The organism is Streptomyces sp. NPDC031340 (assembly GCF_055569945.1).
The window spans coordinates 23230-35950 of the sequence record NZ_JBVIIE010000043.1 but is presented as its reverse complement, the minus strand read 5'-3'; the positions used below and the strand labels follow the sequence as shown (position 1 = coordinate 35950).

The window sequence follows — 12721 nt, the reverse complement described above, 5'->3', positions numbered from 1 at the left end:
GGCCGGGAGACGGACGGGCCCCGGGTCATCGAATGACCCGGGGCCCGTCTGCGGCTTGTGCGGCGCCGTGGGTGTCAGCCCTCGGTCTTCTCCGCGGCCTCGTCCTCGGCGGCGGCGGCCGTCTCGGCGCCTTCCTCGGCCTGGGCGGCTTCGGCGGCCTCGTCGGCCTCCTCCTCGTCGTCCAGGTCGATGATCTCGCCGTTGGTGTCCTTCACCGTGGCCTTCTCGACCACGACGGCCAGGGCCTTGCCGCGGGCGACCTCGCCGACCAGCAGCGGCACCTGGCCGCCCTCGACGACGGCCTGCGCGAACTGGTCCGGGGACATGCCGGAGGAGGCGGCGCGGCGCATGAGGTGCTCGGTGAGCTCCTCCTGGTTGACGTTCAGCTTCTCCTGCTTGACCAGCTCGTCGAGCACGAACTGGGTCTTGATGCCCTTGATCGCGGCGTCGCGGGTCTCGTCCTCGAACTCCTCGGCGGTCTTGCCCTGGATCTCCAGGTACTTCTCGAGGTCGAGGCCCATCTGGCCGAGCTGGTGGTGCTCGAGGTTGTGCTTGCGGGTGTTGATCTCGTCCTCGAGCAGCTTCTCGGGGACGGGCACCTCGACGAGCTCCAGCAGCTTCTCCAGGACGCGCTCCTGGGCCTGCGTGGCCTGGTCGTACTGCTTCATGTTCTCCAGGCGCTTGCGGCTGTCGGCCTTCAGCTCCTCGAGGGTGTCGAACTCGGAGGCGAGCTGCGCGAACTCGTCGTCCAGCTCGGGCAGTTCACGCGCGGCGACCTGGGTGACCTTGACGGTGACCTCGGCCTCCTTGCCGGCCGCGGAGCCGCCCTTGAGCTCGGAGGTGAAGGTGGCCTCCTCACCGGCGGACAGGCCCTTGACGGCGTCGTCGATGCCGTCGAGCAGCTCGCCGGAGCCGATGGTGTAGGAGACGCCGTTGGCCACGCCGTCCTCGAGGACCTCGCCCTCGACCTTGGCCTGGAGGTCGATGGTGACGACGTCGCCGTCCTCGGCGGCGCGCTCGACCGGGGAGGTCGAGGCGAAGCGCTCACGGAGCTGCTCGACCGACTTCTCGACGTCCTCGTCGGTCACCTCGACGGCGTCGACCTCGACCTCGATGCCGGAGTAGTCCGGGATCTCGAGGGCCGGGCGGACGTCGACCTCGGCGGTGAAGTTCAGCGTCTCGCCGTCCTTCAGCTCGGTGATGTCGACCTCGGGCTGGCCCAGGACGGAGAGCTCGGCCTCGTTGACCGCCTCGGTGTAGAACTTCGGAAGCGCGTCGTTGACCGCCTCCTCCAGGACCGCACCGCGGCCGAACCGCTGGTCGATGACGCGGGCCGGGATCTTGCCCTTGCGGAAGCCCTTCACCGTGACCTGCTGGTTGATCTTCTTGTACGCCGCGTCGAGGCTGTCCTTGAGCTCCTCGAAGGGCACCTCGACAGTGAGCCGAACCCGGGTCGGGTTCAGGGTCTCCACGGCGCTCTTCACGGTTCGGTCTCCTTGTGGCTGACTTCTTGGTTTCTACCGGGGCCAGACTGGTCCGGCGGATTCGCCGCCCGCCCGGAGAACGTCCGGAGGATCCAGTGGGTGTCCAGTGGGTTCCTGCGGATGAGACACACGGGCGCGCAGCTTGCATAGTAACCGCCACGGCTGAACGCCCCAAAGGCGATCAACCGGAGTGATCGCTCGGGTGACCGGTGTTGACCGGTCGGTGGTCGGGGTGGCGGGATTTGAACCCACGGCCTTCCGCTCCCAAAGCGGACGCGCTACCAAGCTGCGCCACACCCCGTCTGGTGCGACACGTAGGGTACATGGCCGACGACAGCGTGGCCGCCGCATTTCGCCGGCGCCGCGGGGGCGTCCGGCGCGGGCGGGAAACGGGGTGTGCGGCGAGGGGCGGCGACCCGCTACGATGCCTTCAGTGCCGCGGTCACCTGACCTGCGGCGCGTCGTGTGCGGGCGTAGCTCAATGGTAGAGCACTAGTCTTCCAAACTAGCTACGCGGGTTCGATTCCCGTCGCCCGCTCTGTAGTACGAAGGCCCAGGCAGGCGGTGGATTCACCGCCTGCCTGGGCCTTCGGTCGTTCCACGGCGCCGGGCGATGGGTGATGGGTGATGGGTGATGATTGCCTCCATGTGGGGGGTCGATCATCGTTCGGCGCACGGTGTGATGTCTGCCGCCGTGCTCGTGACAGTCATGGCGCTGACGGGATGCGGCGGGACTCCGCTGCCGGTCGGGGATCCAGATCCGGGGCATCGACGGCTCAAGGCGATTCGACCGGTGCTGTCCGTGGTGCCGCCGGGCGCACACGTCACGCTGAAGCAGAGCTTCGAGCCGCACTGGGACTCGTGCGACGGAGCGAGGTCGACCTACGGGTGGAACGAGGCGACCGTCGCTGTCGACTTCAGCGGAGGCGGGTCCGAGCTCCGGGTAGCCGCACACATCCGGACCGCCATGCAGGATCTGGGCTGGACGTTCGACCGAGGCTCGATCGCTCGGGGCGAGTGGACGTGGCACAAGAAGTTGGCCGACGGCAGCCAGGCCTCAACGCGACTGCTCGGACCCGGTGACCCAGCTGACTGGAACCTGCAGGCGACAGCGCCGCCCGCTGCTCGCCCGGTCAAGGGCTGCTGAACGCAGGCGGGTTCGCTTCCCGTCTGCCGCTCCGTACGGCTCAGGGCCGGGTCGGAGGATCGTTCTGCGAACCGGCCCTGATCGTTTCCCGGAGCGGTGTTCGGTTCTGCGGCGGGTCGAACCGGAGGGCTACTCGGCCGGCAGGGCCTTCCGCATCGCCTTCGCGGTGGCAGCCGGGTCGTAGCCCTCGGGGACGCCTTCGACCAGGATGATGTCGCCCGCGATGTGCCGCGAGCGCAGCGGTGCGATCTCCTGGTACTCAGGTGAGTCCCACCAGGCCCGCGCCTCGGCGATCCCGGGGAAGCCGATCACCACGACGTGTCCGGGCCAGGCGCCCTCCTTCACCTCGTGCTGCGTGGCGTGCACCAGGAAGCGGCCGCCGTACGGCTCGAAGGTGGCGGGGATGCGCTCGATGTACTCGGCGATCTCCGGATGCGGAGCGGCCTCTCGCAGGTGAGCTATGGCGTAGGCGGGCATGGCGTCCTTCCGGTCGGTCGGGCTCCGTATGCCGGTGATCGTGGCATGCCGACGCGCCGGGGGCGATTACCTCACAGGTAAGCGGACCCCGTCCGCGGTGCGGACTCACCTCGCCGCGGCGGGCCGGGCGCGGCCGGGCGAACCGGGTGGGGCAGGGCGGGGCCGGCCGGAAGCTGAGCGGGTTGTCAGAAGCTGATCGAGTTGATGGTGTCGGCCAGCGAGTTCAGGAACCGGTTGATCGACGGGGCCATGCCTGTCGAGGCGAGGAAGAAGCCGAAGAGGATCGCGACGACGGCGGGACCGGCCTTGATCGACCCGCCCCGGATCAGCACAACCAGGATGATCGCCAAAAGCAGCACCACTGACAGTGAAATGGCCACAACAGATCACACCCTCGGTCGGTCCGCTCTCCCGGCCTGGGGACGCACCCCGCGCACCCCGCCAGAACCATCGTGCCACCAACTGGGCTGGCTTATGCGGTACCTGAGGCATCGGCGGCCCCGCCCGGCGCCGCGGCGCGCCGGGGCGGGCCGCTCACGGGAGCTCCGCCGGACCCAACGGTCCTGATCCGCACGGCAATTCGAGAACACACCCGCGCGGGGAATTGGCCGCATCGTTTCCATGCCCACACAACCTCCGCGCGGGTATTCCGAATTGTTGCAACACGCTTGTCAAATGCACCGTCAAATCGGCATGAATCGTGACAAGCGGGACGTCGAAAGTGTGCTGCCCGTCACGCCGGCGGGATGCCAACCGCCCCGAATGCGGGGGTACCCGGAGTTCATAAACCGGGAAAGACCTCGAAGGTTTTACGGATACCCACAGACAACGCTAGGGTGCCTCAAATGTTCTACGCTGCCTCGTCCCCCGCATGCGCAGCGGCGTACCCGACCGTCTCCCCGTGTCACTGGGGGGAAGGTCTGTGACGGACTCGCTGCGACCGCAAGGCCACCACCGAGCGCCGCTCCCCCCGGCACAGCCGGCGTCAGGAGTGCCGACTCCGCGCTCACCGCAGAAACAGCACGACCGGCAGGACCAGAACCACGCCGACCGGAACCGGCAGGGCCAGAACCGGCAGGCGACACCCGGCAAGCAGCGCGACTCGTTCTTCGACAACGCCAAGTACCTGGCGATCGTGCTGGTGGCCATGGCCCACTCCTGGGAGCCCCTGAAGGGCGACAGCCGCCTCCTGGAGGGCGTGTACACGGTGGTGTACACCTTCCACATGCCGGCGTTCATCATCATCTCCGGCTACTTCTCGCGCAGTTTCGACATGCGCCCGGACCGCCTCCGGCGGCTGGTCACCGGCATGCTCGTGCCGTACGTCGTCTTCGAGACCGCGTACACCCTCTTCAAGCGCTACGGCGACCACGACCCGGGCATGACGGTCAGTCTGCTCGACCCCTGGTACCTCACCTGGTTCCTGCTCGCCCTGTTCATCTGGCGGCTGACCACCCCGTTGTGGAAGATCGCCCGCTGGCCGCTGCCGCTCGCGCTCGGCATCGCGATGTTCGGCTCCGTCTCGCCCGAGATCGGCAACGACCTGGACCTGCAGCGCGTCCTGCAGTTCCTGCCGTACTTCGTGCTGGGCCTGTGCATGAAGCCCGAGCACTTCCAGCGGGTCCGCACGCGGGCGATGCGCATCGGGTCGGTGCCGGTGTTCGCGGTGGCCCTGGCCATCGGCTGGTGGGCCGTGCCGCGCATGAACACCGCCTGGTTCTACCACCGCGACGCCGCCCAGGAGCTGGGCGCCCCCTGGTGGACCGGCCCCGTCATGGTGCTCGCGCTGTTCGGCTGCTCGCTGCTGCTGACCGCCTGCTTCTTCGCCTGGGTGCCGCGCCGCCGCATGTGGTTCACGGCGCTCGGCGCCGGCACGCTCTACGGCTACCTGCTGCACGGGTTCCTGGTGAAGGCCGGCGACTTCTACGGCTGGTTCGAGCCCTCGTGGCTGCACCGGCCGCTCGGCGAGATCGCCGTGACGGTCGTCGCCGCCGCCGTCGTCACCGTGCTGTGCACCCGGCCGGTGCAGCGTGTCTTCCGGTTCGCGATGGAGCCCGAGATGAAGTGGGCCTTCAAACGGGACGCGGCGGAGCTCGCCCGGGCCCGGGAGAAGAGCGAACCGCGCGCGAAGGTGCCCGCCTAGACCCCGGTCAGCCGTCCGTCAGCCGTCCTTCAGCCGCCCGTCAGACCGAGAAGCGCGCGCATCCGCGCGTACTTCTCGGTCAGTCGTTTCCGGGTGGCCGGGTCGTCGAGGCGGGCGATGCGGGCCGGATCCGCGTTGTGCGCCAGATCCGCCTCCTTCACCAGCAGCGCGCCCGGCGTGGCCAGGACGCGCCCGGCGTACGTTTCCGGCGTCTCCCCCGCCCGCTTGGTGACCGCGCGGACGATGTCCTTCGTGCGCCGGCTCAGCGCGGCCTCGTCGAGCCACCGCCCGGAGAGCGCGTCGTCCTCCACGGCGTCGTGCAGCCAGGCCGCGGCGATCTGGTCGTCGTCGCCGCCCCGCGCCCGGACGCCCTCGGCGACCGCCCGGAGGTGCTCGGCGTAGGGGCGCCCCGCCTTGTCGGTCTGCCCCTCGTGGGCGGCGCGGGCGACGGCCTCCACCTCGGCCAGGGTCATGGTCCGCTGCGTCTCGGTCACGCCGCCAGTGTCGCCCATCACGGCGCGGACCGGATCGGCACACGGCGGATCGGCACGCGGCGGTTCGGCAACACCGCGGCTCGGCACACGGCAGGGCGCACGCCGCTCAACGCGCGCCGCTCAGCGCACGCCCGCCGCCGTCGGTCCTTCGCGGCAGATCAGCAGCAGGGCCCGGTCGTCGTTGACGTCCTTGGCGACCGCCTCGATGAGGTGCCAGGCCGCCCCGTGGAAGCCGCCGGCCACGTACCGGTCGGCCTCGCCGGTCAGCCGGTCGATGCCCTCGACGATGTCGCGGTCGGAGGTCTCCACCAGGCCGTCCGTGAACAGCATCAGCACGTCGCCGGGCCGCAGCGAGCCCTTCACGGGGTCGAACTGGGCGCCGTCGTACACGCCGAGGAGCGGCCCCTCGGCGGCCTTCTCCTCCCACCGTCCGCTGCCCGCGCTGAGCTGGAGCCCCGGCGGATGCCCGGCGGAGTAGAGCTCGTAGTCGCCGGAGTCGAGGTCCAGGACCAGGTGGATGGAGGTCGCGAAGCCCTCCTGCCAGTCCTGGCGGAGCAGGTAGCCGTTGGCGGCCGGGAGGAAGGCGTGCGGCGGGAGCGAGCCCAGCAGGCCGCCGAACGCGCCCGACAGCAGCAGGGCCCGCGAACCGGCGTCCATGCCCTTGCCGGAGACGTCGGTGAGGACGACCTCCAGCGTGCGGCCGCCGTTGGTGCGGGCGGCGACCACGAAGTCGCCCGAGAAGGACTGGCCGCCCGCGGGCCGCAGCGCCATCTCCCGGTGCCAGCCGACCGGCAGCTTCGGCAGCTTGCTCTGCACCCGGATGCGTTCGCGCAGGTCGAACAGCATCGTGCCGCCGCGCCGCCACGGCACGCCCACCCGGCTGCGGAACTGCGCGAGCAGCAGCCCGAAGAACCCGCACGCGGCGACCACGAGGACCACGCCGGGCGTCACGCGGGACGGACCCTCGGTGTACGGGCCCAGCCACACCGACTCCACGATCAGCGCGGTGGCCGCCGCCGCGTACAGCCCGAGCAGGCTCGCCGGACGCAGCACCAGACCGCCGACGACGACCGGCAGCACCAGCGCGGCCGGCGAGAACCACACCGAGTTGGCCAGCGTCGCCGCCGTGATGACGGGCACCAGCAGCAGCAGTCCGGCGAGCGCGACCCAGTCCGAGCCGTCGCCGCGGAAGTAGTCGACGGCGCTTCTGCGCACGCCGACGCGGGCCCGGTGCCACTGCATCTTCAACCGGGCCGTGAACGTCTCGGCTGCCGAGCGCCGCTGTCGTCCTGCTGCCATTAGTTCGGGACCCTATCCATCGCAGGCCGCGGTTGGCACGCGAGGTCCGACTTATCCCCCCGTAGGAGCCCAACTTCACAACGCCGGAGGCGGTGTTCCCGCTCCGGCGCCCCCGGGGAAAATACCTCGCCCGTCCCGCACCTCCTTGATAGGCATGATGCATGGCGACTGACGCGGCGAGGGACGGGCGGAGCGACGGAATCGTCGTCCGGGGGCTGACGCGGGACGAGTGGGACCCCTGGTACGACACCCTGCTGCGCGCCTTCGGCGGGGTCCCGGAGCCGGCCGAAGAGCGGGAACTGTACGACTCGCTCACGGAGGTCGACCGTTCGCTCGGCGCGTGGGACGGGGAGACGTGCGTGGGGACGGCGGGGGCGTTCAGCTTCCGGCTGACCGTGCCGGGTGGCGCCGCGGTGCCCACCGCGGGCGTGACCATGGTCGGCGTGGCGGCCACCCACCGGCGGCGTGGCCTGCTGACGTCGCTGATGCGCCGGCAGCTGGACGACGTGCGGTCCTGGGGCTGGCCGCTGGCCGCGCTGACGGCCTCCGAACCGGACATCTACGGCCGTTTCGGGTACGCCGTCGCCACGCACCGCGTCGACGTCGAGGTCGACACCGCGCGGGTACGGCTGTCCGTGCCGCCGGGCACCGACGAGGTGCGGCTGCGCTACGCGGCACCGGCCGACGTGCTCGACGTGTGCGAGGCGGTGTACGCCCGCAGGGTGCCGGGCCGGCCCGGGATGCTGGCCCGGCTGCCCGGCTGGGAACGGCTGCCGCTGCTCGACCCGGAGGCTGGCCGGGCGGGGGCGTCGCCACTGCAGTGCGTTCTCGCGGAGCGGGACGGCGAGGTGGTCGGGTACGCCCGCTTCCGGGTGAAGCCGGAGTCGGACGAGGGCGGGCCGCGGGGCACGGTGATCCTGGAGGACACCGAGGCGCTGGACCCGGCGGCGCACGCCGCGCTGTGGCGGTTCCTGTTCGACATCGACCTGACGTGCACGCTGACCGCGCGGGGCCGTCCGGTGGACGAGCCGTGGCAGTACCTGGTGTCCGACCCGCGCCGGTGCCGCCCGCGGCTGCGTGACGCGCTGTACGTGCGGCTGGTGGACGTCGGGGCGGCGCTGGAGGCGCGCACCTACCAGGCCCCGGTGGACGTGGTGTTGGCGGTGGAGGACGCGTTCTGCCCGTGGAACGGGGGGCGTTGGCGGCTGACCGGGGACGCGAAGGGCGCGTCCTGCGAGCGGACCGAGGACGCCGCCGATCTGGCGCTGTCGGTGCGGGAGTTGGGCGCGGCCTATCTCGGCGGGGTGACGCTTGGCGCGCTCGCCGCGGCCGGGCGGATACGGGAACTGCGGCAGGGCGCGCTGGCGGAGGCGTCGGTGGCGTTCGCCTCCACGGTGGCGCCCTGGCTGCCGCACGGGTTCTAGCGGTTCCAACCGTTCCAGCGGTTCCAACCGTTCCAGCGGTTCCAACCGTTCCAGCGGTTCCAGCGGTTCCAGCAACGCTCGCGGGGACCGTTCAGGCCGGCTGGCAGGCGGGGCACCAGAAGAGGTTGCGGGCGGCGAGGCCGACGGTGCGGATCTCGCCGCCGCAGACGTGGCACGGCAGGCCGGCCCTGCGGTACACGTACACCTCGCCGCCGTGGTCGTCGACGCGGGGCGGGCGGCCCATCGCCTCGGGGGTGTGCTCCGGGCGGACGGTGTCGATGCGGTTGTTGCGGACGCCCTCGCGCATGAGCGCGACCAGGTCGTGCCAGACGGCGTCCCACTCGGCCGGGGTGATGTCCCGGCCGGCCCGGTAGGGGTCGATGCCGTGCCGGAAGAGGACCTCGGCGCGGTAGACGTTGCCGACCCCGGCGATCACCTTCTGGTCCATGAGCAGCGCGGCGATCGTGGTCCGGCTGCCGCGGACGCGCCGGTAGGCGGCCTGCGGGTCGGCGTCCGCGCGGAGCGGGTCGGGGCCCAGGCGCGCGTGTACCGCCTGCTTCTCGGCGTCCGTGATCAGCACGCAGGTGGTGGGGCCGCGCAGGTCCACGTAGGCGCTCTCGTGCGCGAGGCGGAGGCGGACGGTGTCCGTCGGCGGCGGGGCGGGCCGGCCGCCGAAGGTCACCTTGCCGAACAGGCCCAGGTGGATGTGGACCCAGTCGGTGTCGCGGAAGCCGAGGAAGAGGTGCTTGCCGTGGGCCTCGGTGCGGGTGAGTTCCGCGCCGTCCAGGAGGGCGGCGGCGTCGGAGAACTTGCCCTGCGGGCTGGTCACCCGGGGTGCCGTGCCGGAGAAGCGGTCGGCGTAGTCGAGCGCCAGCCGGTGGATCGTGTGCCCCTCTGGCACGTGCCGGTTCCCTTCCTGTACCCCCGGGCGGCGGTCAGTCCTGCTGCGGGTGGTGCGCCGGGATCGGGGGCAGTTCGCCCGTCGTCTCGTACTCCGCCAGCATGTCGATGCGGCGGATGTGCCGCTCGTCACCGGAGAACGGGGTGCTCAGGAAGGTCTCGACGAACTTGGTCGCCTCGTCCGTCGTGTGCATGCGCGCGCCCACGGCGACGACGTTCGCGTTGTTGTGCTGGCGGCCCAGCGACGCGGTCTCCTCGCTCCAGGCGAGAGCCGCCCGCACGCCCTTGACCTTGTTGGCGGCGATCTGCTCGCCGTTGCCGGAGCCGCCGATCACGATGCCGAGGGAGTCGGGGTCCGCGGCCGTCCGCTCCGCGGCACGCAGGCAGAAGGGCGGGTAGTCGTCCTGGGCGTCGTAGATGTGCGGGCCGCAGTCGACGGGGTCGTGGCCGGCCGCCTTCAACCACTCGACGAGGTGGTTCTTCAGTTCGAAGCCGGCATGGTCGGAGCCGAGATACACGCGCATGCTCCGAGTGTGACACGACCGTTTCGGGGAAGCAGCGTCGGGTGTCACCCCCCTGGACCGGCCTGTACAGGGCCGGGACGGAAGACCGCTCACCCGGCGCGAAGGAATTCCCCGTATGACTGCGCAGCCGACCCCGGCCAAGGCCGGCGACCCCGGCTCCGGCCTCCAGGCCGGACTCAAGAACCGGCACCTGACGATGATCGCCATCGGCGGCGTCATCGGCGCCGGCCTGTTCGTCGGATCCGCTTCCGGCATCGCCACCGCGGGCCCCGGCATCCTCCTGTCGTACGCCCTCGTCGGGACGCTGGTCGTCCTGGTGATGCGGATGCTGGGCGAGATGTCCGCCGCCAATCCGACGTCGGGTTCCTTCTCGGCGCACGCGGACCGGGCGCTCGGCCGCTGGGCCGGTTTCACCATCGGCTGGCTGTACTGGTTCTTCTGGGTCGTGGTGCTCGCCGTGGAGGCCACCGCCGGCGCCAAGATCCTGGAAGGCTGGATGCCGGCCGTCCCGCAGTGGGGCTGGGCGCTCATCGTGATGGTGGTGCTCACCGCCACCAACCTCGTGTCGGTCGGCTCCTACGGCGAGTTCGAGTTCTGGTTCGCCGGGATCAAGGTCGTCGCGATCGGGGCGTTCATCGTCATCGGCGCCCTCGCGGTCCTCGGCGTGCTGCCCGGCGTGGACGACGACAGGGCGGGCCTGTCCAACCTCACCGGCCACGGCGGCTTCCTGCCGAACGGGCCCGGCGCCATCCTCACCGGCGTCCTGCTCGTGGTGTTCTCCTTCATGGGCAGCGAGATCGCCACCCTGGCCGCGGGCGAGTCGGAGGACCCGCAGCGGGCGGTCACCAAGTCGACCAACAGCATCATCTGGCGCATCGCCGTCTTCTACCTCGGCTCGGTCCTCGTGGTCGTCACCCTGGTGCCGTGGGACGACAAGTCGATCGCCGAGAAGGGCTCGTACGTCGCCGCCCTCGACTCCCTCGGCATCGCGCACGCCGGTCAGATCATGAACTTCATCGTGCTGACCTCGGTGCTGTCCTGCCTCAACTCGGGCCTCTACACGGCCTCCCGGATGGCCTTCTCGCTCGGCGAGCGCGGGGACGCGCCGCGGGCGTTCGCGCGGACCACGTCCCGCGGTGTGCCAATGGCGGCGATCGTCGCGTCGGTCGTGTTCGGCTTCCTCGCCGTGTTCTTCAACTACGAGTTCCCGGACTCCATCTTCCTCTTCCTGGTCAACTCCAGCGGTGCGGTCGCCCTGTTCGTGTGGCTGGTGATCTGCTTCTCGCAGCTGCGGATGCGGCGGATCGTCCAGGCGGAGGCGCCCGAGAGGCTGGTCCTCAAGATATGGCTGTACCCGTACCTGACGTGGGCGACGGCCGCGCTGATCGTGCTGGTGCTCGGCTACATGCTCACCGACACCGAGCACGACGGCCGGGTGACGGTGCTGCTGTCGCTGCTGGTCGCCGCGGTGGTCCTCGTCGTCGCCGTGGTGAAGGAGCGGGCCGCCGGCGGGCGGGCGTCCGCCGGGTCGGCGTCCGTGGCGGCGCGGGACGAGGTCAGGACGGGCTGACTCGGCGGCCGGGCCGACGGGCCGTGCGCCGCGCAGACGTGCGGACGTGCGGACGTGCAAGAGGCCCGCCGGGCAGAAGTCGCGCTTCTGCCCGGCGGGCCTCTTCTCGGTCGAGGGGACCAGGGGACTACCGCGTCACCGCTTGACGAGCTTCCAGGCGGTGGGCAGCAGGCCCATCGCCAGCGCCGCCTTCAGGGCGTCGCCGATCAGGAACGGGGTCAGGCCGGCCGCGATCGCGGCGCCCGCCGAGAGGTGGGCGGCGGCGGCCAGGTACGGGACGCCGATCGCGTAGATGACGGCCTCGCCCAGCAGCATCGTGCCGGCCATGCGCAGCGCCGAGCGGTCGGCGCCGCGGCGGGCCAGGGCGCCGACGACGGTGGACGCGAGCATCATGCCGAGGATGTAGCCGAAGGAGACGGCCACGCCCGAGGAGCCCTCGGCGAACCACGGCACGCCCGCGAGGCCGGCCAGCGCGTACAGGGCGAGCGAGAGGAAGCCGCGGCGGGCTCCCAGCGTCGTCCCGACGAGCAGCGCGGCGAAGGTCTGGCCGGTCACCGGCACCGGGGAGCCCGGGACGGGAACGGCGATCTGGGCGGCGATGCCGGTGAGCACCGCGCCGCCGAGCACGAGGGCGGCGTCCCGGACGCGGGAGGCGGGCAGGAGGTCGGCGAGAACCTGCCCGGTGCGGGCGGTCGTGGCGGTGGCGGTGCTCATGGGGACTCCGCGGGTCGGGCAGCTGGGGACACCGCGACGCTAACCCAGGGCTCCGGCGCCGATCACCGTCAGCGCTCGACAAAGGGGGTGTCGGCGGATTGGTGGGTTCCAGACAAAGCCGCCGGGCGACACCGGGGGCGGAGTGATAACAGTCACTGAGGCAGGGACGTTTCGCTCACGTGCGGCGCGTGCACGCCGACTGTCGGTTCCCACCAAAGGGGGAAGCGGCGGCCGTTCGGGGTGCGGGCGGCGGGCGCGCGCGGTACCACGGAGCGGGGGCCGGTGTGAGGAGGCGTACGTGACCGAGATCGAGCGGGAGTGCCCGACCTGCGGCAGCAGGCAGAAGTTCCGGATGCTCGACGCGGCGGAGAAGGCGGCGGTGCGCGAGGCGAAGGGGCCCCGCCACTTCGTGGGCGACCTGTGGCGCTGCACCGCGCCGCGCTGCCTGTGGTACCAGCCCCACCTCCACCGCGGCGGCGGCGGTCTCCTGCCCGAGAGGTTCCGTACGGAGGAGACCGACGCCGCCGGGTGACGGGCCTCGGAGG

General features: G+C 71.3%; 13 protein-coding genes and 2 tRNA genes. 6 read left to right on the top strand and 9 right to left on the bottom strand.

The features are described 5' to 3' along the window. Positions 1 to 74: 74 nt before the first annotated feature. Together tig and ACZ5GT_RS28675 are read right to left on the bottom strand one after the other, a co-directional pair. On the bottom strand, positions 75 to 1484 hold the full coding sequence (gene tig, locus ACZ5GT_RS28680; RefSeq protein ID WP_469031815.1) for a trigger factor: 1410 nt from the start codon (positions 1482 to 1484) through the stop codon (positions 75 to 77). A gap of 224 nt (positions 1485 to 1708) precedes the next feature. Further along, positions 1709 to 1785 (bottom strand) — tRNA-Pro (locus ACZ5GT_RS28675). A 166-nt stretch (positions 1786 to 1951) separates the two neighbouring features. Here ACZ5GT_RS28675 and ACZ5GT_RS28670 point away from each other — a divergent pair. Together ACZ5GT_RS28670 and ACZ5GT_RS28665 are read left to right on the top strand one after the other, a co-directional pair. After that, positions 1952 to 2022 (top strand) — tRNA-Gly (locus tag ACZ5GT_RS28670). A gap of 96 nt (positions 2023 to 2118) precedes the next feature. Further along, positions 2119 to 2631: a hypothetical protein gene (locus ACZ5GT_RS28665; protein WP_469031814.1), complete on the top strand. Its 513-nt coding sequence runs from the start codon at positions 2119 to 2121 to the stop codon at positions 2629 to 2631. Between the two features lie 129 nt (positions 2632 to 2760). Here the strand turns inward: ACZ5GT_RS28665 and ACZ5GT_RS28660 are convergent, their stop codons facing one another. Further along, complete coding sequence (locus ACZ5GT_RS28660) at positions 2761 to 3108, bottom strand: DUF1330 domain-containing protein (RefSeq protein ID WP_469031813.1); 348 nt, start codon at positions 3106 to 3108, stop codon at positions 2761 to 2763. Between the two features lie 185 nt (positions 3109 to 3293). Next, a complete protein-coding gene (locus ACZ5GT_RS28655) occupies positions 3294 to 3488 on the bottom strand; it encodes a hypothetical protein (RefSeq protein ID WP_469031812.1) in 195 nt (64 codons plus the stop codon). Between the two features lie 542 nt (positions 3489 to 4030). Between ACZ5GT_RS28655 and ACZ5GT_RS28650 the strand changes: the two genes are divergently transcribed. After that, positions 4031 to 5251, top strand: coding sequence for an acyltransferase family protein (locus ACZ5GT_RS28650; protein WP_469031811.1), 1221 nt, complete (start codon positions 4031 to 4033; stop codon positions 5249 to 5251). 29 nt (positions 5252 to 5280) lie between these two features. Here ACZ5GT_RS28650 and ACZ5GT_RS28645 read toward each other — a convergent pair whose 3' ends face one another. Next, a complete protein-coding gene (locus ACZ5GT_RS28645; RefSeq protein WP_469031843.1) occupies positions 5281 to 5724 on the bottom strand; it encodes an HD domain-containing protein in 444 nt (147 codons plus the stop codon). A 141-nt stretch (positions 5725 to 5865) separates the two neighbouring features. Beyond that, positions 5866 to 7044 (bottom strand): SpoIIE family protein phosphatase, encoded by a 1179-nt coding sequence (locus ACZ5GT_RS28640; RefSeq protein ID WP_469031810.1) that lies wholly within the window; start codon positions 7042 to 7044, stop codon positions 5866 to 5868. Positions 7045 to 7205: 161 nt separating this feature from the next. On the opposite strand from ACZ5GT_RS28640, the gene ACZ5GT_RS28635 reads away from it, so the two are divergent. After that, positions 7206 to 8468, top strand: coding sequence for a GNAT family N-acetyltransferase (locus ACZ5GT_RS28635; RefSeq protein WP_469031809.1), 1263 nt, complete (start codon positions 7206 to 7208; stop codon positions 8466 to 8468). A gap of 91 nt (positions 8469 to 8559) precedes the next feature. On the opposite strand, the gene ACZ5GT_RS28630 is transcribed toward ACZ5GT_RS28635, so the two are convergent. Both ACZ5GT_RS28630 and ACZ5GT_RS28625 read right to left on the bottom strand, forming a co-directional pair. Continuing rightward, positions 8560 to 9369 (bottom strand): Fpg/Nei family DNA glycosylase, encoded by an 810-nt coding sequence (locus tag ACZ5GT_RS28630; protein ID WP_469031808.1) that lies wholly within the window; start codon positions 9367 to 9369, stop codon positions 8560 to 8562. Positions 9370 to 9403: 34 nt separating this feature from the next. Then, positions 9404 to 9892 (bottom strand): ribose-5-phosphate isomerase, encoded by a 489-nt coding sequence (locus ACZ5GT_RS28625; RefSeq protein ID WP_469031807.1) that lies wholly within the window; start codon positions 9890 to 9892, stop codon positions 9404 to 9406. 115 nt (positions 9893 to 10007) lie between these two features. On the opposite strand from ACZ5GT_RS28625, the gene ACZ5GT_RS28620 reads away from it, so the two are divergent. Continuing rightward, entirely contained in the window at positions 10008 to 11462 is a 1455-nt protein-coding gene (locus ACZ5GT_RS28620; protein ID WP_469031806.1) for an amino acid permease, read from the top strand. 135 nt (positions 11463 to 11597) lie between these two features. Here the strand turns inward: ACZ5GT_RS28620 and ACZ5GT_RS28615 are convergent, their stop codons facing one another. Beyond that, complete coding sequence (locus tag ACZ5GT_RS28615) at positions 11598 to 12176, bottom strand: biotin transporter BioY (RefSeq protein ID WP_469031805.1); 579 nt, start codon at positions 12174 to 12176, stop codon at positions 11598 to 11600. 298 nt (positions 12177 to 12474) lie between these two features. On the opposite strand from ACZ5GT_RS28615, the gene ACZ5GT_RS28610 reads away from it, so the two are divergent. Next, complete coding sequence (locus tag ACZ5GT_RS28610; RefSeq protein WP_469031804.1) at positions 12475 to 12708, top strand: hypothetical protein; 234 nt, start codon at positions 12475 to 12477, stop codon at positions 12706 to 12708. Positions 12709 to 12721: the final 13 nt, after the last annotated feature.

Bases quoted from the DNA above. Each gene is read 5' to 3' on its own strand.
- ACZ5GT_RS28660 (WP_469031813.1), bottom strand. From the start codon at position 3,108: ATGCCCGCCTACGCCATAGCTCACCTGCGAGAGGCCGCTCCGCATCCG.
- ACZ5GT_RS28620 (WP_469031806.1), top strand. From the start codon at position 10,008: ATGACTGCGCAGCCGACCCCGGCCAAGGCCGGCGACCCCGGCTCCGGC.
- ACZ5GT_RS28625 (WP_469031807.1), bottom strand. From the start codon at position 9,892: ATGCGCGTGTATCTCGGCTCCGACCATGCCGGCTTCGAACTGAAGAAC.
- ACZ5GT_RS28665 (WP_469031814.1), top strand. From the start codon at position 2,119: ATGATTGCCTCCATGTGGGGGGTCGATCATCGTTCGGCGCACGGTGTG.
- ACZ5GT_RS28615 (WP_469031805.1), bottom strand. From the start codon at position 12,176: ATGAGCACCGCCACCGCCACGACCGCCCGCACCGGGCAGGTTCTCGCC.
- ACZ5GT_RS28635 (WP_469031809.1), top strand. From the start codon at position 7,206: ATGGCGACTGACGCGGCGAGGGACGGGCGGAGCGACGGAATCGTCGTC.
- ACZ5GT_RS28645 (WP_469031843.1), bottom strand. From the start codon at position 5,724: ATGACCCTGGCCGAGGTGGAGGCCGTCGCCCGCGCCGCCCACGAGGGG.
- ACZ5GT_RS28640 (WP_469031810.1), bottom strand. From the start codon at position 7,044: ATGGCAGCAGGACGACAGCGGCGCTCGGCAGCCGAGACGTTCACGGCC.